The following is a 23291-nucleotide window of genomic DNA, read 5'->3' on the forward strand; positions in this document are numbered from 1 at the left end:
ATGGCAACGCACCCTAACATCGAAGCCGATCTGTTCGACGTTGTCGTGATCGGCGCCGGCCACAATGGCATGGCCGCTGCGGGATATCTGGCGCGCGAGGGCAAGAAAGTGCTCGTCGTAGAGCGGCTCGACAAGGTCGGCGGCATGACCAGTTCGGGCTATATGATCCCCGAGGCGCCCGGACACCTCGTCACGCCATGCGCCGTGGAACTGCTGTTCGCCCGCAAATCCGGGATCATCGAGGATTTCGACCTGCCGAGATACGGGCTGCGCACGGTCGATCCCGATCCGACCTATGCCTATCTCCATCCCGATGGCAGCTCGATCGCGCTGTTTTACGATTATCGCCGCACCGCCGAAGACATTGCGCGCATCAATCGCAATGACGGCAAGGCCTATCTGGAGTTCATGAAGACGCTGAACGTCATGATGGATATCGGCTTTCCGATCATGATGTCGGAACCCGGTCGGCCGGACGTGAAGAACATGTCCAAGATGATCGGCAGCGCGGTACGCAACGTGCGGCTGAAGGACGAGCTGGTGGCGCTGTCCAAGGCCACCGCCGACCAGGTCGCGTGCGAGCGTTTCGAACATCCGGCGACCATCGCCCTGCTGCTGGGCATTGCCGCGGGCGCCGGCCCCGTCGATGACGATGGCAACGCGGCGGCCTACATGATTTTCGCCGTTACCCACAAATATGGCACGGGCAAGCCCATCGGCAGCCTCCAGTCATTTGCCGACGCGCTGGCGCGGAGTATCGAGGCGTCGGGCGCGCAGATCGAACTCAATGCCCCTGTTGCCGAGATCATCGTCGATGATGGCGCTGCGAAAGGTGTGCGGCTGCACGATGGCCGGGTCATTCGTGCCAAGATGGTGATCGCCACTTGCGATCCGCGCACGGCCATGCGCCTGACCACGCCCGGTGGCGTGCCTCGCACGCTGATGAAGCGCATCGAACATGCGCCCGCGAACCGTTCCAATGCCGCCCCCTTCCTCGCCAATCTGGCGATGTCGGGTCCGCTGACGCTGAAGAAGCATCAGGACCTGCGTCACGACAATGCCGATCTCAACAAGGCGGTGGGCCTGATCGGTACGCCCGACGAAGTGCGCGAATCCTTCGCCGCCGCCCGCCGCGGCGATATTCCCCGCCGCCATGCCGTGTCGGTGACGCCGTTGTCGAACTCGGACCCGACGCAGGCTCCTCCGGGCGGCTCGCTGGCCTATGTCTACCTGCCCAGCATCGCAGTCGATGCGCGCGAGGGCTGGTCGCAGCAGCTCAAGAACCGCACGATGACGTCGATCAAGACACAGCTGGGTGAGTTCTACGACGGTCTCGATAGCGAGGTGGGCCGCTTCGTCGAAACCGCGCGCGAGCGCGAAAGGCGGCTCAACGTCACCAACGGTTGCGTAACCCATGTCGATTTCGGAGCCCTGCGCGCCGGGGTGCATCGCCCCGCTACCGGCTTCGGCGGACCCAAACCGCCGTTCCCGGGCTTCCTTATCGGCGGCGCGGGCGCCCATCCGGGCGGCGGCGTATCGGGTATCGCCGGGCGCATCGCAGCCAATCGCGCGATGCGCGAACTCAAGAAGATGAAATAAGCGGGGCCATGATGACGGCGATCGTCACTTCGATGGGCGAATAGGTGACGAACTCCCTCTACGGCGCTCGAAGCATTGATGGCCGTTTACGCGGATAGGCGCGAAAAAGGATAAGTATCATGGCTCTAGCCCCTACATCAACCGACGGGATTACGCCGGACTACATCAATCCTTTGCTGGCGACCGCAACTCCATCCGCATCCGTCACTGGTGTACGTATCCTCGATGCCAAGACTTACGGCGAATAGATGATATTGATCGCTGGACACATTACAATCGAAGTCACCTTCTACCTCAGTATCAGCCCCGAACTAACGATCGAATTCCCCCGCAAGCATAAGGCGAATTTGGTCTGCCTCAAGCGTGGCGACGCCGACGGCGTGTTGATCCAGCTTGATGGTTGGCGGCCAGATTGCTGGCCATGGCCAGCGCCGGAGACATTGGTCTGAGCCCGAAGTTTCTACCAGTTACGAGTAGAGCCTTGGGACAACATGTAACCAAAGACAATTTGTTGATAGATTGATTGAGGAGAGCACAATGGATTTCGAACTTCCCGAAGAGTATCAGGCCTTCAGGGACACGGTTCGCCGCTGGGTGGACAACGAGGCGCCCAAGGACTGGGCCCGTAACCTTGAAATGGACGAGCATAACTACCCATTCGCCCTTTGGGACAAATTCACTGAAGCCGGTTTTCACGGGGTAGGAATTTCGGAAGATTACGATGGCCAGGGCGGCGATGTCGTGATGCAGATGCTACTGGCTCGCGAGTTGGCGCGGACGCTGGGCGGCCTTGCCTGGATCTGGGGCATCACCTCGTTCGCCGGTTCGAAATCCATCGGCCTCTACGGTAGCGAGGATCAAAAAGCGAAATTCCTGCCGGAAATCGCCAACGGCCGTCTTAAGGCCGCGATCGCATTTACCGAACCGGCTGGCGGCACTGATCTGCTCGGCGCAATGGCCACCACGGCGGAAAAAGTCGATGGGGGCTGGGTTCTGAATGGTGAAAAAATCTGGAGCTCTTCCGCGCATGTCGCGGATTATCTGCTCGTCATCGCGCGCAGCGACAAATCGGTGGAAAAGAAGCATCAGGGCCTGACCTTGTTCTGGGTCCCAACCACCACCGACGGCATGAAGATCACGCCTCTGGCCAAACTTGGCATGCGCTCGATGGGCAGTTGCTCCATCCACTTCGACAATGCGTTCGTCGCCGATGACGCCGTACTGGGTGAGCCGGACAAGGCCTGGTACATGCTGCTTCCAACCCTTAACAACGAGCGCATCATGGTCGGCGCGTTCTGCCTCGGCGTGATCGACGGCGTGCTAGAAGACGCACTCGACTACATGCAGCAGCGCAAGGCGTTCGGCGGGATCATCGGGCGCTTCCAGAGCCTGCAGCATTATCTGGCCGATATTGCGACGATGCAAAAGACGACAGAGCTGATGCTTCACTATTGTGCGGACAAGCAGAGGCGGGGCGAGAAGGTCGGCGTTGAGGCCAACATGCTCAAGCTGATGGCATCGGAAAACGCCAACAAGGCCGCCGATCTCGGCATCCAGATTCTTGGCGGCATGGGCTATTCGGCGGAAACTGACATGCAACGCTATTGGCGCGACAGTCGCTTGTGGCGGATCGGTCCGATCACTAATGAAATGGTACGCAACGGAATTGCGGAAAGCCTTGGGTTGCCCCGCTCGTTCTAGATGCCGTAATGGGCCGGCGTCTCAAGAGTAGCCAAGTTGGGTGGCTGTCCCTCAGAATGATGATGTTGGGAAACGAGGTCCGAGAGATCGGCCTCAAGCATCACGAGAGGAACAGCCATGGAATACTATGCCGGAATCGATGTCTCGCTGAAAGAGAGCAGCGTCTGCGTGGTCGACGCGGCGGGCATGGTGGCGCGCGAGGTTAAGGTCGGCAGCGAGCCCGAATGCCTGGTTGGATATTTTGATCAACTGGATTTGCCGGTAGAGCGCATCGGCCTTGAGGCGGGGCCACTGTCGCAGTGGCTGCACGCTGCTCTCGTTGCCTCGGGTCATGAGGTGGTTCTGCTGGAGACGCGGCACGTGAAGGCTGCGCTTTCGGCGATGACGGTAAAGACCGACCGCAAGGATTCGCGGGGGATCGCACAGCTTCTTCGCATGGGCTGGTATCGCCCGGTCCACGCGAAGTCGTCGTCGGCGCAGGACACCCGCGCGTTGTTGGTTGGCCGCAAGCTTCTGCAGTCCAAGCTGCTCGACGTCGAGCTCAGCATCCGGGGCATCCTGCGCGGCTATGGATTGAAAGTCGGCGAAGTCAGTCGAAGGTGTTTCGAAGCGCGCATCCGTGAGTTGATCGCAGCGCACGCCACATTGTCGATGGTGATTGGAGCCATGCTTACGGCGCGGGCAGCGTTGTGGAGCGAATTCACGAAGATGCACCGCGAGATGCTCAGGATCGCCCGCGCCGACAAAATCTGCCAACGGCTGATGACGGCTCCTGGCGTCGGGGCATTGGTTGCACTGACCTATCGCTCCGCGGTGGATGATCCTGCCCGGTTCGGAAGGTCGAGCACGGTGGGCGCCTATTTCGGGCTCACGCCGAAGAAATATCAATCCGGCGAAACGGATCGGGACGGCGGCGTCAACAACATGGTGCGAACCGCATTGTTCGAGGCGGCGCACATCATGCTGACGCGGGTGCCGCGCTTTTCCAACCTAGAGCGTTGGGGGCTCGATGTGGCGCGCCGTCGCGGGATGAAGAGGGCCAAGGTTGCCTTGGCACGCAAACTGAGTGTCGTTCTTCACCGCATGTGGATGGATGCAACGGACTTTCGTTGTAGCGCAAAACCCGTGGCGGCATGAGGAGAGGTATGTGATTGACGCAGGCAAGTAGCGGGACTGCGTCTGATGAGGTTCCGTCGCTGGGACGCAGGCTTGGCAAGGTCGTGTGTAGTGCTGTGATCGCTTCGGCGAAGCACGCTTTCTAGATTGACCTGTCGGCTTGAGGATCTGATGGCACTACTTTGGCAGATATTTGTTGACGGATTTGCACAGGGGATTCTTCGGCGAGGATTCCGGTGATTAGGCATTCGCACGCCTACGGCTCCATAGAGAGCCAGCCTTTAGGGAGGCTGGTGATGGATACGGATTTGCGTGACGAACTGGATGAGTGGCTGACGCCGTTTGTAGCGGCGTTGCGAAACAAGACGCGCTTCTGGATTTGTCCAGCAGATATTGCGGGGCTGATCGGTCCGGGGGATCGCAAGAGCATACAGCCGATGGCCGCGCGCGGCAGCGATGTCAGCTACGACCGGTTGCATCAATTTTTCGCGAGCGGTGTGTGGGATCAGGAACCGCTTGAGACGGAGCTGCAGGTCGAAGTCGACAGGTAAGTGGGCGGCAACGATGCTTGGCTGATTATCGACGATACGGCCGCGGCCGTGGCCAAGAAGGGATGCCATTCGGTTGGCGTGTCGCCGCAATATGCTTCGCCGCTTGGCAAGAATGCCAAATGTAAGACACTGGTGTCGAAAGCGCTGGCATCAGGTGAAATGCCGGTCATGGTCGGTTTGCGCCTGTTTCTTCCCGAATGCTGGACCAGCGATGCGGCCCGAATGGCACGAGCTGACGTTCCCGCTGATTGCCACCCTTACAGAACAAGCTCGAGATCGCGCTGGCCGAGATTGACCGGGTCCGTCCGGCAGGTGTCCCCTTTGCCTGTGTCCTGACCGATGCGGAGTATGGCAGGTCCGCGCCGTTCCGACTGGGGCTCTCCGAACGTGGCCTTGCCTGAGCGGTCGGTATTCCGTCCAGACAGCCGGCCTACATGCACGATGTCGCGATGATCTTTCCGGTCACCGGGAAAGGCCGCCCCCGCAAGAACGCCATCCCCGATTCCAAATCGATATCCGCCAAGGCGATGCTGGAGACGGCGAAGTGGAAGGTCAGTTGGCGGCGCGGGACGAAGGGCTCACTTGTCGCCCGCTTCGCCGCCGTTCGCGTGCGTGTCGCAGATGGCCCGCCCCAATGTATCAAGGCATGGGTGCGCAGCGTCTGCCCGGCGAGGGAGCCTGCCAGGAATTCCGTGTGTGGGCGCGCATAGTGGGTAAGAAGCAGTCCCACTATGTCCCAACGCAAAGAACCTGCGATTCCGAATGAACTGCTGGACCAACTTTTGGCTGGCGGCGCTGCCAGCGCGGCTTTCGAACAAGGCGGCTTTCTGGATTCACTGAAGAAGGCGATGGCAGAGCGCGCCTTGAATGCGGAGATGGATCACCATCTGACCAGTGATGAAGGGGCCGGGAACACGCGCCACGGCTATGGCCGCAACAGCGTGACCACAGATGCCGGCAAGCTGGAGGTCGATGTCCCGCGCAACCGTCAGTCGAGGTTCGAGCCGCAGCTGATCGCGAAGTACCAGCGCCGTTTCCCCGGCTTCGATGACAAGATCATTTCGATGTATGCGCGCGGCATGAGCACCCGGGAGATCGCCGGGCATCTGCACGATCTGTATGGCATTGACGTATCGCCGGACCTGATCAGCACCGTGACCGACGCCGTGCTCGACGAAGTCGCCAGCTGGCAGCAGCGGCCGCTCGATCCGGTTTACCCGCTCGTTTTCTTCGATGCGATCCGGGTCAAGATCCGTGATGAAGGCATGGTCCGCAACAAGGCGATCCACATCGCCCTGGGCGTCCGCGCCGATGGTGCCAAGGAGGTGCTCGGCCTGTGGCTCGAGCAGAACGAAGGCGCCAAGTTCTCGCTCCGGGTGATGAACGAGCTCAAGAACCGCGGCACGGAGGATATCCTGCTTGCCGTGGTCGATGGGCTCAAGGGCTTTCCCGAGGCAATCACCGCCGTATTTCCAGAAGCCGTCGTTCAGACGTGCATCGTCCATTTGCTGCGCAATTCGACGGACTTCGTGTCCTGGAAGGACCGCAAGGGGCTGGCGACGGCGCTCAAGGACATTTACCGCGCCCCAGCGCCGAGGCCGCCGAACAGGCGCTCACCGCGTTCGAGGCTGGACCCTGGGGCCAGCGCTATCCCGCCATCGGCCAGAGCTGGCGGCGGGCCTGGACCGAGGTCAATCCGTTTTTTGCGTTTCCTGATGAGGTTCGCCGGATCGTTTACACCACAAATTCCATAGAAGCCCTCAACTCGAGGCTTCGCAGAGCCGTCAGGGCCAGGAGGCACTTCCGGAGCGACGAGGCCGCCACGAAACTGCTCTATCTGATCTTGAATCGGTCGGAGAAAGAGTGGAAAATGCCGCCGCGTGATTGGATCATGGCAAAGGCCCTGTTCGCCGTAATTTTCGGTGACCGCTTGATCAAAGCCATGGCGGCGTAATCGTCGACCGCCCGCCCACGGAATTCCTGACAGTCTCCGGTGGCGAAGCCGGACGACACTTCACTTACCTCGATATGATAAGGTAGGGCTGAATGCACTTACCGACCTCACTCGGTAATCCTAGGGGCGACCATCGCCGATATTTGACAACATTCATCCTTGTTAGATGGGCTTTGTTCTACAGACTGGACCCACGCGTTAATTTCGGTTTCAACCCATACCGTACATTTCGGTCCGAGCGACCGAGACCTTGGAAATCGCCCTTCCTTCATCCTCTGGTAGATGGCAGATCGGCGCAAGCCTACCCGATCCATAACCTCGGGCAAACGCAATAGCCGAGACGGCTGCGATATCCGGTCGACGGCATCACCATTAGAGCCGGCTTCATCGGTGGGCTGTTGGTGCATTTTCATGTTTCATCCTGCTAGGAAATTCACCCTCTCCAACATTTCTTGCTTTACCGCTGCAGCGCCAAACCAATGTCACGATTGGCAAAATCATCGATATGCTTGGCCAGTATCCGCGCGATCAGTTGCGAAGTGCCATTCGCCCAACGCGGCCTGAGATCCGCAACCCGGCTGCCCAATGTGAGCTCCAGTTGCCCGGGCAGCGCGGTCAGAAACTCCTCGAGAAACTCACCCATCTCGCTGCGCATCCATTCGCAGGCCAGATCCTCCTGTCCCGCGAGCGTCAAGATCAGACTGGCGCGCGGGCTCGCGCCGCACAGTTCGAAGACGCGCGCGGCCTCATCCAAACTGACGGGCCGATCACCGCGCATGACCCGCAACAAGGTCTCGCGGTGCATGCCCATCTCACGGGCGATCTGATGCCGAGGCTTGTCGGACGTTTCGATAGCGTGGGTCAGGACATGAGCAAGGCTGGCATCCGCATCGCCGCGGGTAACAATAGTCTGGTGCACGAGAGGCTCCTTGAACAATGAAGTGGAGCTTTAGGCATATCGCGCATGCATGATGTAGGAAAACAAAAAGAACAATAAACGAACATCTCGTTTATAGGCGAATCAACCCGAGATGGCGAGTCGTCGGTTTTCTTCGCGGCAAGTGTCGCCATTGTTCGACGATAATCGACATATTACCCAGAGAATTGGTCTGGATTAGCCATCACTCAATGCCCGATCCGTCCATTTCGCGTCATCTCGAGACGCAAAATCCCCTTCCCGCTTTCCTAGATCAATTTCCTAGCCACATATGGAACACACAGCGAACGAAAGAACGCTGGATCCACTCTCCAGATGGAGTTCCATATGCAGTCCCTTACTCTCCCTCGGCGCATTTCCGCCGCTGAGCGCTCCTCCAGGTTCGGACGCGCTGTCAGCTTCTCGGTTCCCTTCGCCATCGCCGCGCTTGCGGCCACCGCCGCCTATGCGGGCGCCGATACGACGTTCGATCCGGCGCTCAACCAGTTCACCGATTTCCTCGAAGGCTCGGGCGGCAAGATCATCACCGTCTTGAGCCTTGCAGGCGGCCTCATCGGTCTCGCCTCGGGCCGGTTCTCGCTCGGACAGGTCGCTGTCCCGGTCGGTGTGGGCATCGGTGTGGGCACGGGCGTTCCGATCGTCACCTCGGTCGTGACCGCGGTCATCTGACGCATCGGACGGGAAGGCGGCTCGCCATGGCAGACCCCTATATCATCCCGCGCCGGCTCGACGACCCGGAGCTTATCGGCTTCTGGACCATCGACGAGTTTGCCGGAATGATCATTCCCTTCTCCTGGGGCATTCTCAGCCAGCATATCTTTATCGGCATTATCGTTGCTTTCGGGGCCTGGTTCGCGCTGCGAAAGGCAAAGGCAGGACGCGCCAGCTCCTGGGTAACCCATGCCGCCTATTGGTATCTGCCGGCCGGAATACTGGGCCTGACATCGACGCCGCCTTCCCACTGCCGCCTGCTGGCGGGTTGAGGGGAGATATCCATGCTTGTCGATATTTCGCATGAGCGCCAGCAGCAATTGCTGCGCCAGCGCAACCTGTTCGCGATGACCAGCGCAGGGCTTGGCATCGCGCTCATCATCGCGACCAGCCTTGCCGTCACCCGCGAGCGCGAGATCGTGCTGCTGCCCACCATCCCGCGCCAGCTCACCGTCAGCAGCGCAGGGGTTGAGGCCGATTATCTCGAACTCGTGACGCGCGATGCGGCGCTCGTTCTTCTCAATCGCAGCCCCGAGGGGCTCGACTACTGGATGGCCGAGATCCTCAAACTCGCTGACCCGGCGAGCTACGGACGGCTGAAGGCCGATCTCGTCGCCATCGTCGACGAACAGCGCGGCTCGGATGTGACCCAGGCTTTCGTCATCCGCTCGATGACTGTCGATCCTAAAGCCCTGACCTCGGATGTAACCGGCACGCTCAAGACCTTTGTCGGCGCGCAGGTGATCGCAAGCGACGAGCGGCGCTTCCGCTTCCGCTGGACCTATCGCGGCCTGCGCCTCGCGCTCGCAGGGTTCAGCCAGTTGCCGACGCAAGATTCCTCGAAGGAGGCCCGATAATGACTCACCCACAACCTCTACGCGCAGCGCGGATGGCTCTCGGCGCTGCCGCCTGCCTGGCAGTGAGCGTCGGCAGCGCCCAGGCCGCCGATCAGTTCAAGCAGGCAGCAGATGGCGCGAGCATCGATTGCGCGGTCTCGGCGCGCGAACTGACACGCTTCGCGCTCGTCGACGACCAGTTTGCAAGCGTATCCAAGATCTCAACGGGCACGCCCTATAATGATTTCGCGGTGACCAATGAGCCGCTGCGCGGCGACATCTATGTCTCGGTCCCCCAAACCTATGCGGCGCGCTCGATCAGCTTTTTCGCGACGACCAGGAAGGGCTTTGTTTACAAGATCGCCTGCCGGATCGAACCGGTTCCCGCGGTGCAGGTCTTCATTACTAATCCCGCGATCGCTAGGAACAAGGCATCGGGCTGGGAAGGCGAGACACCGCTCGCGACGAGCGCGGTGCGCCTCATCCAGGCGATGGCGAACGACCGGACGGTCGATGGCTTCGAGATCCGGCATGCCTCGGCCCTTCCCGCCCGCATCGGCGATCTCGAGGTCCAGCTGATTGCCGATTACCGCGGCAGCGCGCTTGCCGGGAAAGTCATCCGCGTCACCAATCGCGGCAAGAAGCAGATTACGCTCACCGAGCGCGATCTGGCCCCGCGCGATACGCTCGCGATTTCGATCGTCGAGCCCGTGCTCGAACCCGGCACCGCGACCACGGCCATCGTGGTCGGCACAAACGGGGAAATGGGTCGATGAGCAGCACGCCTCCCCCCGGCACGCCTGTCCAGGCCGAAGCCGCCTCGCCCTCGCCCGTCACCAGTCTCAATGCCAAAACCGCGCGGCGGCAGAAGCTGCTGATGGGATCGCTCGGCGCGTTCGCGCTCGTGGGCGGGAGCTGGTTTATCCTCGGCGGCGATGAGCGGGCGAGCGATGATCCCGATGCGGCGCAGACCATCGATACCGCAGGCCTCATCAACCGCGATCTCGCGAACCGCGAGTTCGTTGCGACCTATAGTAACCGGCTCGATGCGGTCACACGCGAACAGAAGGCGCTGAAGGACGCGGCTGTCCCGCGCGCCGAGATCGAAGCCGAACTTTCCGCGCTCAAGGCCGAAAACCGCGCCATGCGCGAGGATGGCGAAGCCGCGATCGATTCCATCTCGGCTGAGAATGCGGAACTGAAATCCCGACTTGCGGCTCAAAGCGCGCCCGCCGCGCCTAGCACGCCGCCACCGGCCTATGGCCCTCAAGCGGGTGGATACGATGCGCGCGCCTTGCCGGGCTCGCCCGTTCCTTCGGGCACATCAATGGGTGGAGACAGCGGCATCGCGGGCCCGGCCGAAGTAAAGCTGATGAGCTTTACCTCGGACAAGGCGGGCGCGAGCGGGCTGCGCGCCGTGCGCCCTGAAACGCCGCCGGTCGTGGTCGAGGACTCCCCTGATTATCTGCCGCCCAATTCCTATGCCTCGGCGCGTGTGATTGTCGGCGTCGATGCCTCGGCGGGCGTTGCGAGCCAGACCGATCCGCTCCCCGTGGTGCTGCGCATTACCGGCCCGGCGCGATCGGTCATGCAAAACGGCAAGGTGCTAACCACGCGCATCGAGGGCTGCATCGTCAATGGCGCGGCGCGCGGCGATCTTTCTTCGGAAAAGGTCTATGTGAAGCTCGCGCGCATGACCTGCGACCAGCCCGGCGGGCGGGTCGCGGTGAGCGAGGTCAAGGGCTTCATCAGCTTTGCCGGCAAATCGGGCGTGCGCGGCCGCGTTGTCAGCCGCGAGGGCAGCCTTGTCAGCCAGGCGCTGCTGGCCGGGATCGTCGGCGGGTTCGGGCGGGGCTTTTCAGCCAATGCCGATAGCGTCTTTTCGGGCGTCACCGCCAATACCGACGGCTCGCGCTCCTCGCTTTCGGCGGGCGACATCCTCACCGGAGGGCTCGGCCAAGGCGCCGCCGATGCTGCCGATACGGTCAGCCAATATCTGATCGAGCGCGCCGAACAGTATCAACCCGTCGTCGAGATGCCGACCGGCATCGATGTCGAGATCGTCTTTCTCGACGGCGTCTATGTGAGGAACTCGCAATGACCCTCAAGCCCCCCGCACCCCTCAAACTAAACGCCTTGAAATTGCACCCGGCCAGACTGCGCCGCTGGCTCCGGCCCGCCGCCGCGCTCACTGCTGTCATCGCGCTGTCGGCTGCCACGGGCTGGGGTGTTGCGAGCCTCGCCTCCGAGCGGGCAGCACCCGATACCGACGCCGTGCGCGCCGCGCTCAAGCTGCGCCTCCCCAAGACGCCGATCGATGCCATCACTTGCGAAGGGCTTGGCGGGCTTTGCGAAGTCGCGTCCAAGTCGACGCTTTTCTATGTCGACCGGGCCGCGCAATATCTGGTGATCGGCCGCGTCTATGACATGGAAGCGCGCCAGGACCTGACCGCGGCCCGCCTGCTCGCACTCAATCCCGATTTGCTCGCCGCGGGAGCGGCGCGCCGTTCCGATCCGGGGGATCAGTCTGCGGAAAGCCCGCGCGCCGCGCCGCAGACGGTTTCACTGGCTGGGCTTCCCGAGAATGGTGCGATCCGCTGGGGACCGGCGAACGGCCCCGAAGTCGTGGTCTTTAGCGATTTCCATTGCGGCTATTGCAAGAAGCTCGAAGCCGAACTGAAAGCAATCGGCGCGCGGGTCGAAGAACGGCCGATCTCGATCTTCGGGGCTGACAGCCGCCGCGATGCCGAGCGCGTGCTGTGCTCACCGCAACCCGCCGTCTCGCTGCGCATGGCCTACGGCGGGATCGCGCTTGCCAACCCCAAACCCTGCGACACGAGCGGGCTCGATGCCAACGAGGCCTTCGCCAAGGCCCATGGCTTCAACGGCACGCCGGTCATCGTGCGTCCGTCCGATGGCGCGGTCCTCGAAGGCTACCGCCCTGCCAAGGTACTGCGGGACTTTCTCGACGGCGCCCCCGCTCAGGCCGCGCCCGCCAATCCCGCTCAGCGCAACAAAGGATAATCGCGATGCGTATCCCTTCCCGTCTCCTCGCGACCGCCTGCCTTGCCATGCTCGCCAGCGGCTGTGCGACATTCGGCACCAATATCGACGGCGATTTCACCTGCCGTGCGCCCAAAGGCGATTGCGCACCCTCGCATGTGATCGATGCGCGCGCCACCAGCGGCCTGACATCTGCTGACGCCGGTTCCGCCCCTGTTCGTCAGCCCGTGCCCGTCGCTGCGGGTGACCAGAACCGGACATCCGAACGCGTGCTGCGGATCGTGTTTCCCGCGCATGTCGATGCAAACGGCACGCTGCACGACGATGCCATTGCCTGGGCCGTCGTTGAAAATCCGCGCTGGGTGGCAGAGCTTCGCCGTCAGCCCGGCGAAGAGACTGCCCCGCCGCTGATGCGCCAGCTGCGCCGCCAGCTCAAAGCCGTGCAAAGCGCAAGCGAGGCGCAATCCGATACCGCTGCTTCCAGATCCACCGGGCGGACTGCCCCCGGGATGTTCGGTCCCGTGGAACCGTTCCGTCCATTATCCTCGCCTCAAGAAATGTCCTCGTTAGACGAAATCCCCTCCGCCTCGTCGCTGGTCCTCCCCTCCACGGCGCGCGAGGCGGTTGCCGGTGCCCATGCACCGGCGGCCGAGGGGTTCGACATGTCGCAGTCCCCGCATGATCGAGCCCCTCGGCCCACTCTCGCTACCCCGCGGCCCGGCTTTCCCAGTCTCGAGGCGATCGAGGCCGCCAAATCCGCCAGCCCTTCGCATGAGGAACCCAACTGATGGCCGACAAATTGAGGACTGTCGTCGACCGGCTCCTGACCGGGCTTCTCGGCGATGCCGAACATGCCGATCACGCGCGCCCTGCCCTGATGCTCGACCTGTTGTCGGACTGGCTCCCCTACCGCGTCTACGATCCGGCAAGCCGGCTCTATATCAATGCGCGCTCGAAAGGCTTTGTCCTCTCGGTCACGCCCTTGATCGGCGCCGACGAGCGGACCGGCGAGATTCTTGGTGCCTTCTTCTCCGAAGGGCTTCCGGCGGGTGCATGCCTCCAGGTGCTCCATCTCGCCTCCCCGCGCATCAGCCGGATCGTCGCGCCCTGGTTTGCCCCGCGCTACGTGCAGGGCGGGGTCTATGAGGCAATCGCGCGCCACCGCGCGCGGCGGCTCTACGGGCTCGTCTGGAATTCAGGGTCAGAGGACGCGCCCTTCCACGCAAGGCATCACCAGGTGATCGTCTCGGTTGGCGTGCCCGCTGCCAAGGCGGTCAGCAATGAAGAGCTGAAACAGACCCGCGACGGGCTTGTCGCAATGCTCAAATCACTGAACCTCGGCGTCGCCGAAGTCGAACCGCAGCAGCTTATCGCGCTGATCGACGATCTCACTGCTCCCACGACCGCGCCGCAGGACGATGCGGTGCCCTATAATCCTCATGACGCGATTGCGGACCAGGCGATCCGTCACGATATCGAACTCGTCATCCACGAAGACCGCATGCAGCTCGTCACCGAGTTATTCCGCGCAACGGGCAAGATAGAGGACGGCGTCCCCGAGATCGGCACGGTCTATCCCGATGCGTTCGATGTGCGGCATTTCTCCTCGCGCAACATGCCCCAGCGCTGGGCACCGTGGGAATGCGCGCGCCTCATCGGCGATCTCTTTACCGACAAGCTGCGCTTTCCCTGTCCTGCCGCCACCATGCTCTGCCTCGTCTATCCCGACCAGGAAGCAGCCTCGGCCAAGGCGGGCTTCAAGTTCATGCGCACAACAAGCCTTGCCGGAACGCGCAGCGCTCGCTTCCTCCCCCGTATCGGCGAGCAGGCAGCCGAATGGCAGCATGTGCAGTCCGAACTCCAGGAAGGCCGCCGCCTCGTGCGCGTCTTCTATGGGCTCACGACCTATTCGCCGCTCGGGCGCGGCGACCGCGACGAGCGCGCGATCAAATCGATCTACAAGGCGGCAGGCTGGGACCTCGCCGACGAGCGCTACCTCCAGATCCAGGGATTGCTGGCCGCGATGCCGATGACCCTCGCCGACGGGCTTGCAAAAGACATGGAGCGGTTGAAGCGCTTCAAGACCGTGCTCTCGACAACGGCAGCCAATATCGCGCCGATGCAGGGCGAATATCTCGGCAGCGTGCACCCGCATCTCCTCTTCGTCGGGCGCCGCGGCCAGCCCTTCTTCTGGTCGCCTTTCGAGAACGAGGCAGGAAACCATAATGTCGCGATCTGCGGCAAGTCCGGTTCTGGGAAATCCGTGTTGCTTCAGGAAATGTGCGCGGCGCTGCGCGGTGCAGGCGCGCAGGTCGTCGTCATCGATGACGGGCGAAGCTTCGAGCATTCGGTGAAATTGCAAGGCGGCCGCTTCGTCGAGTTCACGATGAAGGCGGGCTTCTGCCTCAACCCCTTCTCGATGATCGATGGCGCGCGGGCCGTCGAGGACGAGGATTATCGGCTCGATTGCTTCGGCATGGTCAAGGCCATCGTCGGCCAGATGGCGCGGCATAGCGCGAAGCTCAGCGATACCGAACGCGGGCTCATCGACCGCGCAGTCAACACGGTCTGGAGCGAGCAGGGCGTGGCGGCCACGATCACCGGGGTCGGCAACGCGCTGGCCGCGCTCGGCAGTGAAGCGGCAAGCGATCTCGCAACCGCGCTTGCGCCTTTTATGGCAGGCGGCACCTATGGCGCCTTCTTCGAGGGCGAGGCGAGCCTCGCCCTCGATGGCGATTTCACCGTCTTCGAGATGTCGGACCTCGCCGCGCGCGAGGAACTGCGCAGCGTCGTCCTCTCGGCGATCATGTTCATGACCAGCCAGGCGATGACCCGGTCGCCGCGCTCGGTGCGCAAGCTCCTCCTCATCGACGAGGCCTGGGCGATGCTGAAGGGCGGCTCGATGGGCGAGTTCGTCGAGACCTATGCCCGCACCTGCCGCAAATATGGCGGCGCGCTCGCGACCGCGACCCAGTCGCTCAACGATTACTACAAATCGGACGGGGCGACCGCCGCGCTCGAGAACAGCGACTGGATGCTGATCCTTCAGCAGAAGCCCGAGACGATCGCCGATTTCAAGGCCTCGAAGCGCCTCGACATGGACGACCGCACCGAGACGCTGATCCGCAGCCTCAAGCGCTCGGGCAGCGATTATTCCGAGGTCTTCATCAAGGGGCCCGAGACCGAAGCCATCGGCCGGCTCGTCCTCGACGATTATTCGGCGACATTGTTCTCAAGCTCGCCCGAGATTTTTGCCGCGATCGATGCCGAGATCGCGCGCGGCCACCAGCTCGCTGACGCAATCGAACGGATCGCCTTTGCCATCGGCGACTGACCCTTTCTCTATCCAAGGACACGCACAACCCATGTCACTCCATCTCGTTACTTTGGTCGATCAGGCCCAGAAGGCTCCCGATAAAAGCGAAAGCAAAGGCGATGGCGCTGCCGCTGCGCAGCCGGCTTTGCCCGAAGGATGGCGCAGGCAGGCGGGCGATCTGTGCTATATCGCGCTGCGCGGCAGTATCTTCCTCGCTTCAAGCTATCTGATCGCGCTTGGCCTGCCGCTGGTCTTCTTCCTTGCCCTTTCGGCAGGCGATGCCGCCCTCTTTTTCGCGCATCTCGCCAATCTGGGCGATCGCTTCCTCGATGCGGGTCCCGCTCGCCAGATGGGCTTCCTCCACGAGTTCAAGCTCGTCCTCATTTCCGCCTCAACGCTCATCGTCGCCTGGCGCCTCCCGCGCTTCATGCAGGACCTGGAGCGCGAGTTGTCGGGAGAAGTGTTGTGAAGAACATTTTGGTAACGAAACCGCTCCGCAGCCGGATGGCCGGGCTCCATCCTGGGGCGCTGCTGGTCGGTGCCGGTATGATCGGCGCGGCGCTTTGGGGCGTCTGGACAACCGACCGGCTGCTCCGCCTCGAAAGCCGCGAAGTGGTGACGGTCGAACTCAGCACCATCATGGGCGATTTCATCGAGGCCGAAGCGCGCGCGGGACGTCCGCCGGAAGAGACGAAGCGCCGCGTCGAGATCTATCTCCAGGCCGTCGAAGCCTCGGTCGAACAGCTGGGCCGCGAAGGCCGCACTGTCCTCGTCGCCGAAGCGGTGGTCGCAGGGAGCACGCGCGATCTCACCGAAGCGGTGCGCGCCGATGTCGCGCGCCGCATGGGAGCTCTGCCCGATGCGCGCCGCTGACCGCCTCGCCCGCTCGCCAAGCGCGCGCCGCCTTGTGCTATGCGCAGGTCTCGGTGCTTGTGCATTGGCGCTCGCCGCGCTCGCCCGTTTTGCCGACACCCACGCGCTCATGATCAATGCGAGCCCGAGCCTGCCCTATTGGGCAATCTGGCTCGAGCGGGGCGCGCGGCCAAAGCGCGGCGATATCATTCTCTTCACCCCGCCGCCCTCGCCCCTCCTCGAAGCGCATTTCAGCGCAAGGCCCAGGCCCTTCGGCAAGGAGGTGAGCGGAATGCCGGGCGATCTCGTCACTGAAAAAGATCGGCGCTTCTTCGTCAATGGCCGCCTGGTCGCGACCGCCAAGCGTGCAAGCCGCCGCGGCGAAGCGCTGGCACTGGGCCCGACGGGCGTCGTGCCGCAGGGCTGCTACTTTGTCACGACGGGGCACAAGGACGGTTTCGACAGCCGCTATGCCGCGATCGGCTGGATTTGCGGCAAGCGCATCCTGGGCGTCGGGAGGCCGATCCTGTGAAACGCGCCGCCCCAGCCACCGCCCTTTTGATCACTACCCTCCTCGCTACCATACCCGCGAGTGCGCGCGACTATGGGCAGCACGGCACGATCTGGCCGGTGATCGAGCCCGATCTTCTCGAGCAGATCCATGCGCGGCTGACCCATCTCGAAAAGACCGGTGAGACCGCGCGGCTCAATAAGGAGTTGCAGCGGCGCACCATCGCGCGCGTCAACCGCCCCGCACCAGTTGCCGGTATCGGTCCTGCCGCATCAGTCCGGTCGTGGCGCTTCGATCCAACGATCCGCGTCGAGCGCGCGATTGCCGACGACAAGGGCCGCGTCATTGTCGCCGCCGGAACCCGCGTCAATCCGCTCGACACCGTGCCGCTGCGAGTGCCGCTCGTCTTCCTCGACGGCGACGATCCCGCGCAGCTGGCCTGGGCTGTGCGGCGCTATGGAGCCACAAAGGCCAAGCTCATTCTCGTGCGCGGCGCGCCGCTCGAACTCATGAAAGCCCGCCAGCGCCGTTTCTATCTCGACCAGGGCGGCAGCCTTGTGAAGCATTTCGGCATTCGCTCGGTGCCCGCCATCGTCGAGCAGGAGGGCCGCGCACTTCTCATCACCGAGCAACCGGTTCGCCTGCAGGAGCGCGCGCCATCATGACACGCCATCGATCTTTGTTCACATGGGTTTGCGGCACCGTGCTGCTGGTAGCCCTCACGCTTGGCACGGCCTCGCCGGCGCGCGCGGATGCGGGTCCGGGGCGCTGCACGGGCAAATTCGTCAATCCGATCACCGATATCTGCTGGTCGTGCCTGTTTCCGATTTCGGTAGGCGGGCTCAAAATCTGGCCCTCGAACCGGCCCGACACGAATAACCCCGACCTCCCCGTCTGCCTGTGCGGCGTGCGCCCGGGTATCGCGATGGGGTTCTGGGAGCCGGTGCGGCTCGCCGATGTCAGCATGAAACCCTGGTGCTTCGTCAATTTGGGCGGATTGAAGCTCGATCCCGGCTTCGACATCGGGTTCAAGACCATGGCCGGTCCCTCGGCTGTCGGCGGCGCCACGCAATATCATTCGCAGTGGCATGTCCACTGGTATGCCTATCCGCTCATCTACTGGATGGAGATCGTCGCCGATTTCCTGTGCCTCGAACAGGGCTCGGTCGATATCCTCTATATCACCGAGATCGACCCGCTCTGGCAGGACAGCGAGCTCACCGCGATCATCAATCCCGAAGCGGTGCTGTTCGCCAATCCGCTGGCGCTTGCCGCCTGCGCCGCCGATTGCGTCGCGGCGACGACGAAACTTCCGACCGACGAACTCTTCTGGTGCGCCGGATGCCAGGGCAGCATGTATCCGCTCAACGGCAATGTCTCGGCGACGATCGGCCACGTCCAGGCCTCGCGCCTCGCGCTCGGCCGCTTCTCCTACAAGCTCCACCGCGAACTCGCGGCCTGGGGCACGATGGGGAGCGACGGTCTGTGCGGCAAATATCTGATGCCGGTGATGAGGAAGCAGCAATATCGCTTCCAGGCGACCAATCCCAATCCGCAGACCAAGGGCCGCTATGCCTGCGCGCCGATCGGGGCCTCGACCAGCTTCATGTCGGGGGGCCAGGTCTATCCCGCAATCGGCGAGGACATGGGCTATCTGGTCTGGCGCAAACGCAATTGCTGCGCGCTATGAGGCCCCTCCCCCATCTCGTCCTCCTCGCCGCCTGCACCGGAATGGCCGCGATTGCAAGCGCGGCTGCGCAGCCGGGCGAACCCGATCTCGACCTCGCGGCCATTCGCGCCCGTGCTGCCGTCGAGGCGAGCGAAGCCGAAGCGCTTGCCGCCAATGCCCGCGCGCGCGCCAACTCGATGCTCGAGGAGGCTCAAAGCAGCGCTGCCGATGCCGTGGCCCATGGCGAGAGCTATAGCGAGCAAGCCGCGCAATCCCCCCCGGCGGGCAGCGACGAAATCTTCGATTTCGACAAAATGGTCGCCGATGCAGGCTCGATGGCCGAAGCAAATCTCGGCGAAGCGCCGCGCTTTATCGCTTTCGCCTCGCTCTCAATGCCGCCTGCCTCCTTGCGCGCGATGGTGGAGGATGTCTCCCGCGCGGGCGGCGTGGTCGTGCTTCGGGGACTTCCAGGCAATAGCGCAAAGACGCTGACCGCCGCGCTCGCTTCCATCGCGCAAGACAGCGGGACACTCGACAATATCGGTATCGATCCGCGCCTGTTCCGCGCGTTCGGGATCGAGGCCGTGCCAACCTATGTGGTGACAAGCAGCGACTTCGACCTCTGCGACGGGTTCGACTGCCAAACCGACATACCCCCGCACGACCGGATGAGCGGCAATGTCAGCGCGCATTTCGCCTTGGAAAGCTTCGCGCAAGGCGGCGGCCCCGGCGCGCTCATCGCAGCGCAGCATCTTGCCCGCCTCTCAAGGAGCGCCCCATGAGACCGCTTGTCCTCGCCCTTTTGTGCATCATCGGCGTTGGGATTCCCGTCGCCTTGCAGGCCCAGAGCGCCACCGAGGCCGCGAAAACCGAAGGCAAGTCCTTCGGACGCGAGAAGGCGGCGGCCGCGCAGCAGGCAGCCACCACCGCGCCCGATCCCGACGGCATCCCGAACTTCGGCGGCACCCCCGGCCTGTCGGGCTATTTCGACGATCCCGAGCGCATGGCGCAGGAGGCCGCGAGTGCGGCCAGTTCCAACAGCGGTTACCGGATCATGCGCGATTCATTGGAACGCCGCGCCCGCTTCGAACCCGAAGATCTCGACGCGGTCATCGCGCGCAGCGAGACGATCAGCAAGGATCCGCTCTATTTTACGAGCGGGATGAGCATCACGGGAAGCGAAGGGCGCTGCGTAGCCTTGCCACCAGCGAGCGGCACATCTGCGCGCTATATGGCGACCTGCAATGTGGGCTTCGCCGCGACGCAGGAAGAGCAAAGCTGCACCATTCCGCTTGGCGTCAAAGTCGAGACAATAACGCGCCAGATCTACTGGTGCAGCGAAGCCGACTTCCACCGGCTGAACGGTGTCGACGATTGCGCATTGTTTGCATGGGCCGGCTGCCAGACCATCGGGACCCGGCCCGGGCGCTGCCTCCAATGGCGAGACGAGAACGGCATAGGCTATTGCGTCGAGCCGGGCGAGCCGATCAGCGAATTGTCTTGCCGCGACACGGTCGAAGGCGCGAATTTGCGCGATACGGCAACGACGCAGGTCACGCATGCCACACGCGACGAAAGCCAGTGCGCAGAGCTAGCCGCCGACGGCCAATGCATCGAGCAGGCCGAGACCTGCACCGATAGCGATCCTGTCACCCGCATCGTCCGCGGGGTTGCCGTGACGCAGCCCTGCTGGGCCTGGTCGCGCCGCTATCTGTGCGGGGCCATCACCGAAGCGCAGGACTGCGATACGCTTGAAAGCACGCCGGGCTGCACACTCGTGCGCGAAGATTGCCTGTCGGGCAAACCCTGCCAGACCTGGGAGCGGGTCTATGATTGTCCCGTACCCGACCAGCCCGCGAGCCCTGACCAGTACATTTGCGACGGCGATGTCTACTGCATCGACGGGTCGTGCGAGACGATCGAGCGCGAAGCCAATGATGAGTTCAAGGATGCGGTCGTGGCGCTCAATGCCATGGACCAGGCGCGGCGCGAGTTCGATCCCGACACGCTCACCCTGTTCGCGGGCACGCGGAACAGCTGTTCGTCCAAGATTTTCGGCGTCCTCAGCTGCTGCCGGGGCAAGGGCTTCCCTCTCATCCCGGGCATCCAGCTCCTTGTTGCCCTCGGCTGCAGTCAAGAAGAAACACTGCTTCACGAGCGCGATGCACAAGGGCTGTGCGCCTATGTCGGCAGCTATTGCTCGGACAGTTTCCTTGGCGCCTGCCTCACCAAGAAGAAGGTCTATTGCTGCTTTGAATCGAAGCTCTCGCGGATTCTCCAGGAACAGGGTCGCGAACAGCTGAACAAGCCCTGGGGCAAACCCAAGACCGAGGAATGCCTCGGTTTCACCATCGACGAGTTTTCACGGCTCGACCTTTCGCAGATGGATTTCAGCGAAGTCTATGCCGAGTTCACCGAAGCCGCGCGCCTTCCCGACGAGCTCGCGGCCGCCGCCGACATCCAGCAGAAAATCGAGGATTATTATGCCCGTGCCAGCCAATAAGGCGCTGAGGCGGCGCGTTATCGCCTGCCTTGCCCTCACCATCTCCCCGACTGCGCTCGTCGGTCCGGCGCGCGCCGAAGAACCGGAACCGGTGGCGGCAAGTGATCATCAGGATCGCCTCTACTGCGAGGAGCGGAAGCTCGGGTACTGGTTCTATTGCAGCAAGTCCAAACCGCCTGAAATCGAGGCCGCAGCACCCGCAGCAGTCCCAAGCGCGACAAGCGCGCTCGATGCGCTGACTGCCGAGCTCCGTGAACTCAAAGCCAGGGCCATTCTCGAGCCGACGCCTGCCAATGTGACGGCCTATATCCGCTTCCAGCGGGCCCAGCTCGACCGCGCCTCGCTCTTCAGCGATGTCTGGCAGCGCGCGATCTGGCAGGATCCCGATCTCGACTATACGCTGCAGCGCCCGGTCTCGACCCTCGGCAAGCGCCAGTGGCAGGATGCGCGCAGCGCCGAGCGCGATGCGGTGATGGCGCAGCTCTCCGAACGCTATGGGCTCTTCTATTTCTTCGCGCAAAGCTGCGGGGCCTGCGAGATCATGTCGCCGATCGTGCAATCGGTCGCGGCGACGTGGCAGATCACGGTGCGCGCGATTTCGACCGATGGCGGACCTTCACGCCATTTCCCCGGCGATATCGTCGAGACGAACCAGCGCAGCCGGATGGGTCTCGAGCCGAAGGTCACGCCCGCCATCGTGCTCTGGGATGCGCTCAAGGGCCAGCCCGTTCCGATCGGTTACGGCGTCATGAGCGCCGATGAACTCCAGGACCGCATCTATCTCCTCACATCGAAGGAAGCCGGCCATGACTATTGACCCCACGCGCCCCGAGGCAGGCCCCGGTTCTATGCGCCACCGCGCGCTAGCCATCCGCGCGAAGCGGATCATCGCCGCAATCCTTGCCGCCGCCCTCCCCCTCAGCAGCGCTTCGGCCGATGTCGGGAGTTCGATGGATTCCTTCCTCAATGATGTCGGCGGCGCGGCCAATGTCACCGGCCCGACCGCTTTCGAGGGCCAATCGGCAGGCTATTACAGCCTCGGCAATGTCTGGACGCGCTTTCCGCAAAAGACGACCAATATCACCAATCTGCAATTGCCCCGCGCCCGCGCAGGCTGCGGCGGCATCGATATTTTCGCAGGCTCCTTCAGCTTCATCAATGCCAGCGAAATGGTCGCGATGCTGAAGGCGATCGCCAATAATTCGGTGGGTTTCGCCTTCAGCCTCGCGATCGATACCGTCTGCCCCGAATGTTCGAAGATCATGCAGGAGTTCAGCCAGAAGGCGCAGCTCATGAATAATCTCAACATCAACTCCTGCGAAATGGCGCAGGGGCTGGTGGGCGGGATCTGGCCCAAGGGCGATCTGGCCGACAAGGCGGTCTGCGAAGCGATCGGCAATTCCGAAGGCATCTTCACCGATTATGCCGCCGCCAAGCACGGCTGCGGCACCAAGGGTGAGCGCGCCAGCACGCTCGCGCAAGGCGGCGGCGAATATGGCGACGTCAATCCGGGGGTGGCGCGCAACTACACCTGGACGATCCTCAAGAAGTCCGCGTTCTTTTCGCCCGGCGGCACATTCGACGAGGAACTCGCCGAATATGCAATGACGCTTCTGGGCACGATCATCTATGTCCCGCCAACCGACGATGAACCGGGCAAATTCGTGCCGATTGCGGGCGAAGCCTCATCGACGCTCGTCACTTCATTGCTCGACGGCACTGCCGCAGGCGGCGGCGAGGTGCTGATCTTCGATTGCGAAGAGCCCGAAAACTGCCTCGATCCCGGCTTCAAACCGCTCAGCCTGCCTGCCTCCAAGGCGCTGCGCCCACGCGTGGCCGCGCTGATCGACGGCATGGTGGAGGCAGTCCATGACGATACCGCCATTACCGATGCACAAAAGGAACTGCTGCAGGTCGCCTCGATCCCGCTCTACAAGATCCTGACCGTCCTGTTCGCCGTCAGCACCAATGGCACAGATTTACGGTTGTAGATTAAGGAGGATTTGGGTCTCGTCGTAGTGACGAAGGAACG

General features: G+C 62.8%; 23 protein-coding genes and 2 pseudogenes. 23 read left to right on the forward strand and 2 right to left on the reverse strand.

Features of this window, described 5'->3' with window-relative positions:
• From K4G67_RS13935 to K4G67_RS13955, 6 genes and pseudogenes are all read left to right on the forward strand, one after another.
• Window positions 1–1599: a phytoene desaturase family protein gene (locus tag K4G67_RS13935; protein ID WP_230280522.1), complete on the forward strand. Its 1599-nt coding sequence runs from the start codon at window positions 1–3 to the stop codon at window positions 1597–1599.
• 119 nt (window positions 1600–1718) lie between these two features.
• A complete protein-coding gene (locus K4G67_RS17580) occupies window positions 1719–1847 on the forward strand; it encodes a hypothetical protein (RefSeq protein WP_275588900.1) in 129 nt (42 codons plus the stop codon).
• A 289-nt stretch (window positions 1848–2136) separates the two neighbouring features.
• Window positions 2137–3300, forward strand: a complete 1164-nt coding sequence (locus tag K4G67_RS13940) for an acyl-CoA dehydrogenase family protein (RefSeq protein WP_230280520.1) — start codon at window positions 2137–2139, stop codon at window positions 3298–3300.
• A 117-nt stretch (window positions 3301–3417) separates the two neighbouring features.
• Entirely contained in the window at window positions 3418–4437 is a 1020-nt protein-coding gene (locus tag K4G67_RS13945; protein ID WP_239806938.1) for an IS110 family RNA-guided transposase, read from the forward strand.
• A 272-nt stretch (window positions 4438–4709) separates the two neighbouring features.
• Window positions 4710–5646 (forward strand): annotated as a pseudogene (locus K4G67_RS13950) (IS701 family transposase); the annotation flags it as partial.
• 52 nt (window positions 5647–5698) lie between these two features.
• Window positions 5699–6921 (forward strand): annotated as a pseudogene (locus tag K4G67_RS13955) (IS256 family transposase).
• A 107-nt stretch (window positions 6922–7028) separates the two neighbouring features.
• Here K4G67_RS13955 and K4G67_RS13960 read toward each other — a convergent pair.
• The gene (locus K4G67_RS13960; protein ID WP_420830044.1) at window positions 7029–7334 is read right to left on the reverse strand and encodes a helix-turn-helix transcriptional regulator; all 306 of its coding nucleotides are present in this window, start codon (window positions 7332–7334) and stop codon (window positions 7029–7031) included.
• Between the two features lie 44 nt (window positions 7335–7378).
• On the reverse strand, window positions 7379–7840 hold the full coding sequence (locus K4G67_RS13965) for a helix-turn-helix domain-containing protein (protein WP_239806939.1): 462 nt from the start codon (window positions 7838–7840) through the stop codon (window positions 7379–7381).
• 345 nt (window positions 7841–8185) lie between these two features.
• On the opposite strand from K4G67_RS13965, the gene K4G67_RS13970 reads away from it, so the two are divergent.
• The 17 genes from K4G67_RS13970 to K4G67_RS14050 all read left to right on the forward strand — a co-directional run bounded on the left by K4G67_RS13970 (window position 8186) and on the right by K4G67_RS14050 (window position 23250).
• On the forward strand, window positions 8186–8527 hold the full coding sequence (locus K4G67_RS13970) for a hypothetical protein (RefSeq protein WP_239806940.1): 342 nt from the start codon (window positions 8186–8188) through the stop codon (window positions 8525–8527).
• Between the two features lie 26 nt (window positions 8528–8553).
• Window positions 8554–8841 (forward strand): type IV conjugative transfer system protein TraL, encoded by a 288-nt coding sequence (gene traL, locus K4G67_RS13975; RefSeq protein WP_239806941.1) that lies wholly within the window; start codon window positions 8554–8556, stop codon window positions 8839–8841.
• A 12-nt stretch (window positions 8842–8853) separates the two neighbouring features.
• Window positions 8854–9426: a type IV conjugative transfer system protein TraE gene (locus K4G67_RS13980; RefSeq protein ID WP_239806942.1), complete on the forward strand. Its 573-nt coding sequence runs from the start codon at window positions 8854–8856 to the stop codon at window positions 9424–9426.
• A complete protein-coding gene (locus K4G67_RS13985) occupies window positions 9426–10181 on the forward strand; it encodes a type-F conjugative transfer system secretin TraK (protein ID WP_275588901.1) in 756 nt (251 codons plus the stop codon). The genes K4G67_RS13980 and K4G67_RS13985 overlap by 1 nt, the downstream gene beginning before the upstream one ends.
• Window positions 10178–11506, forward strand: coding sequence for a TraB/TrbI/VirB10 family type IV secretion system protein (locus K4G67_RS13990; RefSeq protein ID WP_239806943.1), 1329 nt, complete (start codon window positions 10178–10180; stop codon window positions 11504–11506). The genes K4G67_RS13985 and K4G67_RS13990 overlap by 4 nt, the downstream gene beginning before the upstream one ends.
• Window positions 11503–12429, forward strand: a complete 927-nt coding sequence (locus tag K4G67_RS13995) for a DsbC family protein (protein WP_239806944.1) — start codon at window positions 11503–11505, stop codon at window positions 12427–12429. The genes K4G67_RS13990 and K4G67_RS13995 overlap by 4 nt, the downstream gene beginning before the upstream one ends.
• Before the next feature lie 5 nt (window positions 12430–12434).
• Complete coding sequence (locus K4G67_RS14000) at window positions 12435–13196, forward strand: TraV family lipoprotein (RefSeq protein WP_239806945.1); 762 nt, start codon at window positions 12435–12437, stop codon at window positions 13194–13196.
• The gene (gene traC, locus K4G67_RS14005) at window positions 13196–15742 is read left to right on the forward strand and encodes a type IV secretion system protein TraC (protein WP_239806946.1); all 2547 of its coding nucleotides are present in this window, start codon (window positions 13196–13198) and stop codon (window positions 15740–15742) included. Before K4G67_RS14000 ends, traC begins: the two co-directional genes overlap by 1 nt.
• Window positions 15743–15773: 31 nt before the next feature.
• Complete coding sequence (locus K4G67_RS14010) at window positions 15774–16193, forward strand: hypothetical protein (protein ID WP_239806947.1); 420 nt, start codon at window positions 15774–15776, stop codon at window positions 16191–16193.
• Entirely contained in the window at window positions 16190–16597 is a 408-nt protein-coding gene (locus K4G67_RS14015; protein WP_239806948.1) for a TrbI F-type domain-containing protein, read from the forward strand. Before K4G67_RS14010 ends, K4G67_RS14015 begins: the two co-directional genes overlap by 4 nt.
• A 64-nt stretch (window positions 16598–16661) precedes the next feature.
• Complete coding sequence (locus tag K4G67_RS14020) at window positions 16662–17108, forward strand: S26 family signal peptidase (RefSeq protein WP_239806949.1); 447 nt, start codon at window positions 16662–16664, stop codon at window positions 17106–17108.
• Window positions 17105–17752, forward strand: a complete 648-nt coding sequence (traW, locus tag K4G67_RS14025; RefSeq protein ID WP_239806950.1) for a type-F conjugative transfer system protein TraW — start codon at window positions 17105–17107, stop codon at window positions 17750–17752. The genes K4G67_RS14020 and traW overlap by 4 nt, the downstream gene beginning before the upstream one ends.
• Window positions 17749–18777, forward strand: a complete 1029-nt coding sequence (gene traU / locus K4G67_RS14030; protein WP_239806951.1) for a conjugal transfer pilus assembly protein TraU — start codon at window positions 17749–17751, stop codon at window positions 18775–18777. The genes traW and traU overlap by 4 nt, the downstream gene beginning before the upstream one ends.
• A complete protein-coding gene (gene trbC, locus K4G67_RS14035) occupies window positions 18774–19538 on the forward strand; it encodes a type-F conjugative transfer system pilin assembly protein TrbC (protein ID WP_239806952.1) in 765 nt (254 codons plus the stop codon). Before traU ends, trbC begins: the two co-directional genes overlap by 4 nt.
• Entirely contained in the window at window positions 19535–21259 is a 1725-nt protein-coding gene (locus K4G67_RS14040) for a conjugal transfer protein TraN (protein WP_239806953.1), read from the forward strand. Before trbC ends, K4G67_RS14040 begins: the two co-directional genes overlap by 4 nt.
• Complete coding sequence (locus K4G67_RS14045; RefSeq protein ID WP_239806954.1) at window positions 21240–22076, forward strand: conjugal transfer protein TraF; 837 nt, start codon at window positions 21240–21242, stop codon at window positions 22074–22076. Before K4G67_RS14040 ends, K4G67_RS14045 begins: the two co-directional genes overlap by 20 nt.
• A gap of 31 nt (window positions 22077–22107) precedes the next feature.
• The gene (locus K4G67_RS14050; RefSeq protein WP_275588908.1) at window positions 22108–23250 is read left to right on the forward strand and encodes a conjugal transfer protein TraH; all 1143 of its coding nucleotides are present in this window, start codon (window positions 22108–22110) and stop codon (window positions 23248–23250) included.
• Window positions 23251–23291 lie beyond the last annotated feature (41 nt).

Origin of the sequence: Croceicoccus hydrothermalis (assembly GCF_022378335.1) — a bacterium.
Lineage (GTDB): Bacteria > Pseudomonadota > Alphaproteobacteria > Sphingomonadales > Sphingomonadaceae > Croceicoccus > Croceicoccus hydrothermalis.

Bases quoted from the DNA above. Each gene is read 5' to 3' on its own strand.
- K4G67_RS13945 (WP_239806938.1), top strand. From the start codon at position 3,418: ATGGAATACTATGCCGGAATCGATGTCTCGCTGAAAGAGAGCAGCGTC.
- K4G67_RS13980 (WP_239806942.1), top strand. From the start codon at position 8,854: ATGCTTGTCGATATTTCGCATGAGCGCCAGCAGCAATTGCTGCGCCAG.
- K4G67_RS13990 (WP_239806943.1), top strand. From the start codon at position 10,178: ATGAGCAGCACGCCTCCCCCCGGCACGCCTGTCCAGGCCGAAGCCGCC.
- K4G67_RS13985 (WP_275588901.1), top strand. From the start codon at position 9,426: ATGACTCACCCACAACCTCTACGCGCAGCGCGGATGGCTCTCGGCGCT.
- K4G67_RS13970 (WP_239806940.1), top strand. From the start codon at position 8,186: ATGCAGTCCCTTACTCTCCCTCGGCGCATTTCCGCCGCTGAGCGCTCC.
- K4G67_RS13995 (WP_239806944.1), top strand. From the start codon at position 11,503: ATGACCCTCAAGCCCCCCGCACCCCTCAAACTAAACGCCTTGAAATTG.
- trbC (WP_239806952.1), top strand. From the start codon at position 18,774: ATGAGGCCCCTCCCCCATCTCGTCCTCCTCGCCGCCTGCACCGGAATG.
- K4G67_RS14045 (WP_239806954.1), top strand. From the start codon at position 21,240: ATGCCCGTGCCAGCCAATAAGGCGCTGAGGCGGCGCGTTATCGCCTGC.
- K4G67_RS13960 (WP_420830044.1), bottom strand. From the start codon at position 7,334: ATGAAAATGCACCAACAGCCCACCGATGAAGCCGGCTCTAATGGTGAT.
- K4G67_RS17580 (WP_275588900.1), top strand. From the start codon at position 1,719: ATGGCTCTAGCCCCTACATCAACCGACGGGATTACGCCGGACTACATC.
- traL (WP_239806941.1), top strand. From the start codon at position 8,554: ATGGCAGACCCCTATATCATCCCGCGCCGGCTCGACGACCCGGAGCTT.
- K4G67_RS14050 (WP_275588908.1), top strand. From the start codon at position 22,108: ATGCGCCACCGCGCGCTAGCCATCCGCGCGAAGCGGATCATCGCCGCA.
- traU (WP_239806951.1), top strand. From the start codon at position 17,749: ATGACACGCCATCGATCTTTGTTCACATGGGTTTGCGGCACCGTGCTG.
- K4G67_RS14040 (WP_239806953.1), top strand. From the start codon at position 19,535: ATGAGACCGCTTGTCCTCGCCCTTTTGTGCATCATCGGCGTTGGGATT.
- traC (WP_239806946.1), top strand. From the start codon at position 13,196: ATGGCCGACAAATTGAGGACTGTCGTCGACCGGCTCCTGACCGGGCTT.
- K4G67_RS13935 (WP_230280522.1), top strand. From the start codon at position 1: ATGGCAACGCACCCTAACATCGAAGCCGATCTGTTCGACGTTGTCGTG.
- K4G67_RS13940 (WP_230280520.1), top strand. From the start codon at position 2,137: ATGGATTTCGAACTTCCCGAAGAGTATCAGGCCTTCAGGGACACGGTT.
- K4G67_RS14000 (WP_239806945.1), top strand. From the start codon at position 12,435: ATGCGTATCCCTTCCCGTCTCCTCGCGACCGCCTGCCTTGCCATGCTC.
- K4G67_RS14010 (WP_239806947.1), top strand. From the start codon at position 15,774: ATGTCACTCCATCTCGTTACTTTGGTCGATCAGGCCCAGAAGGCTCCC.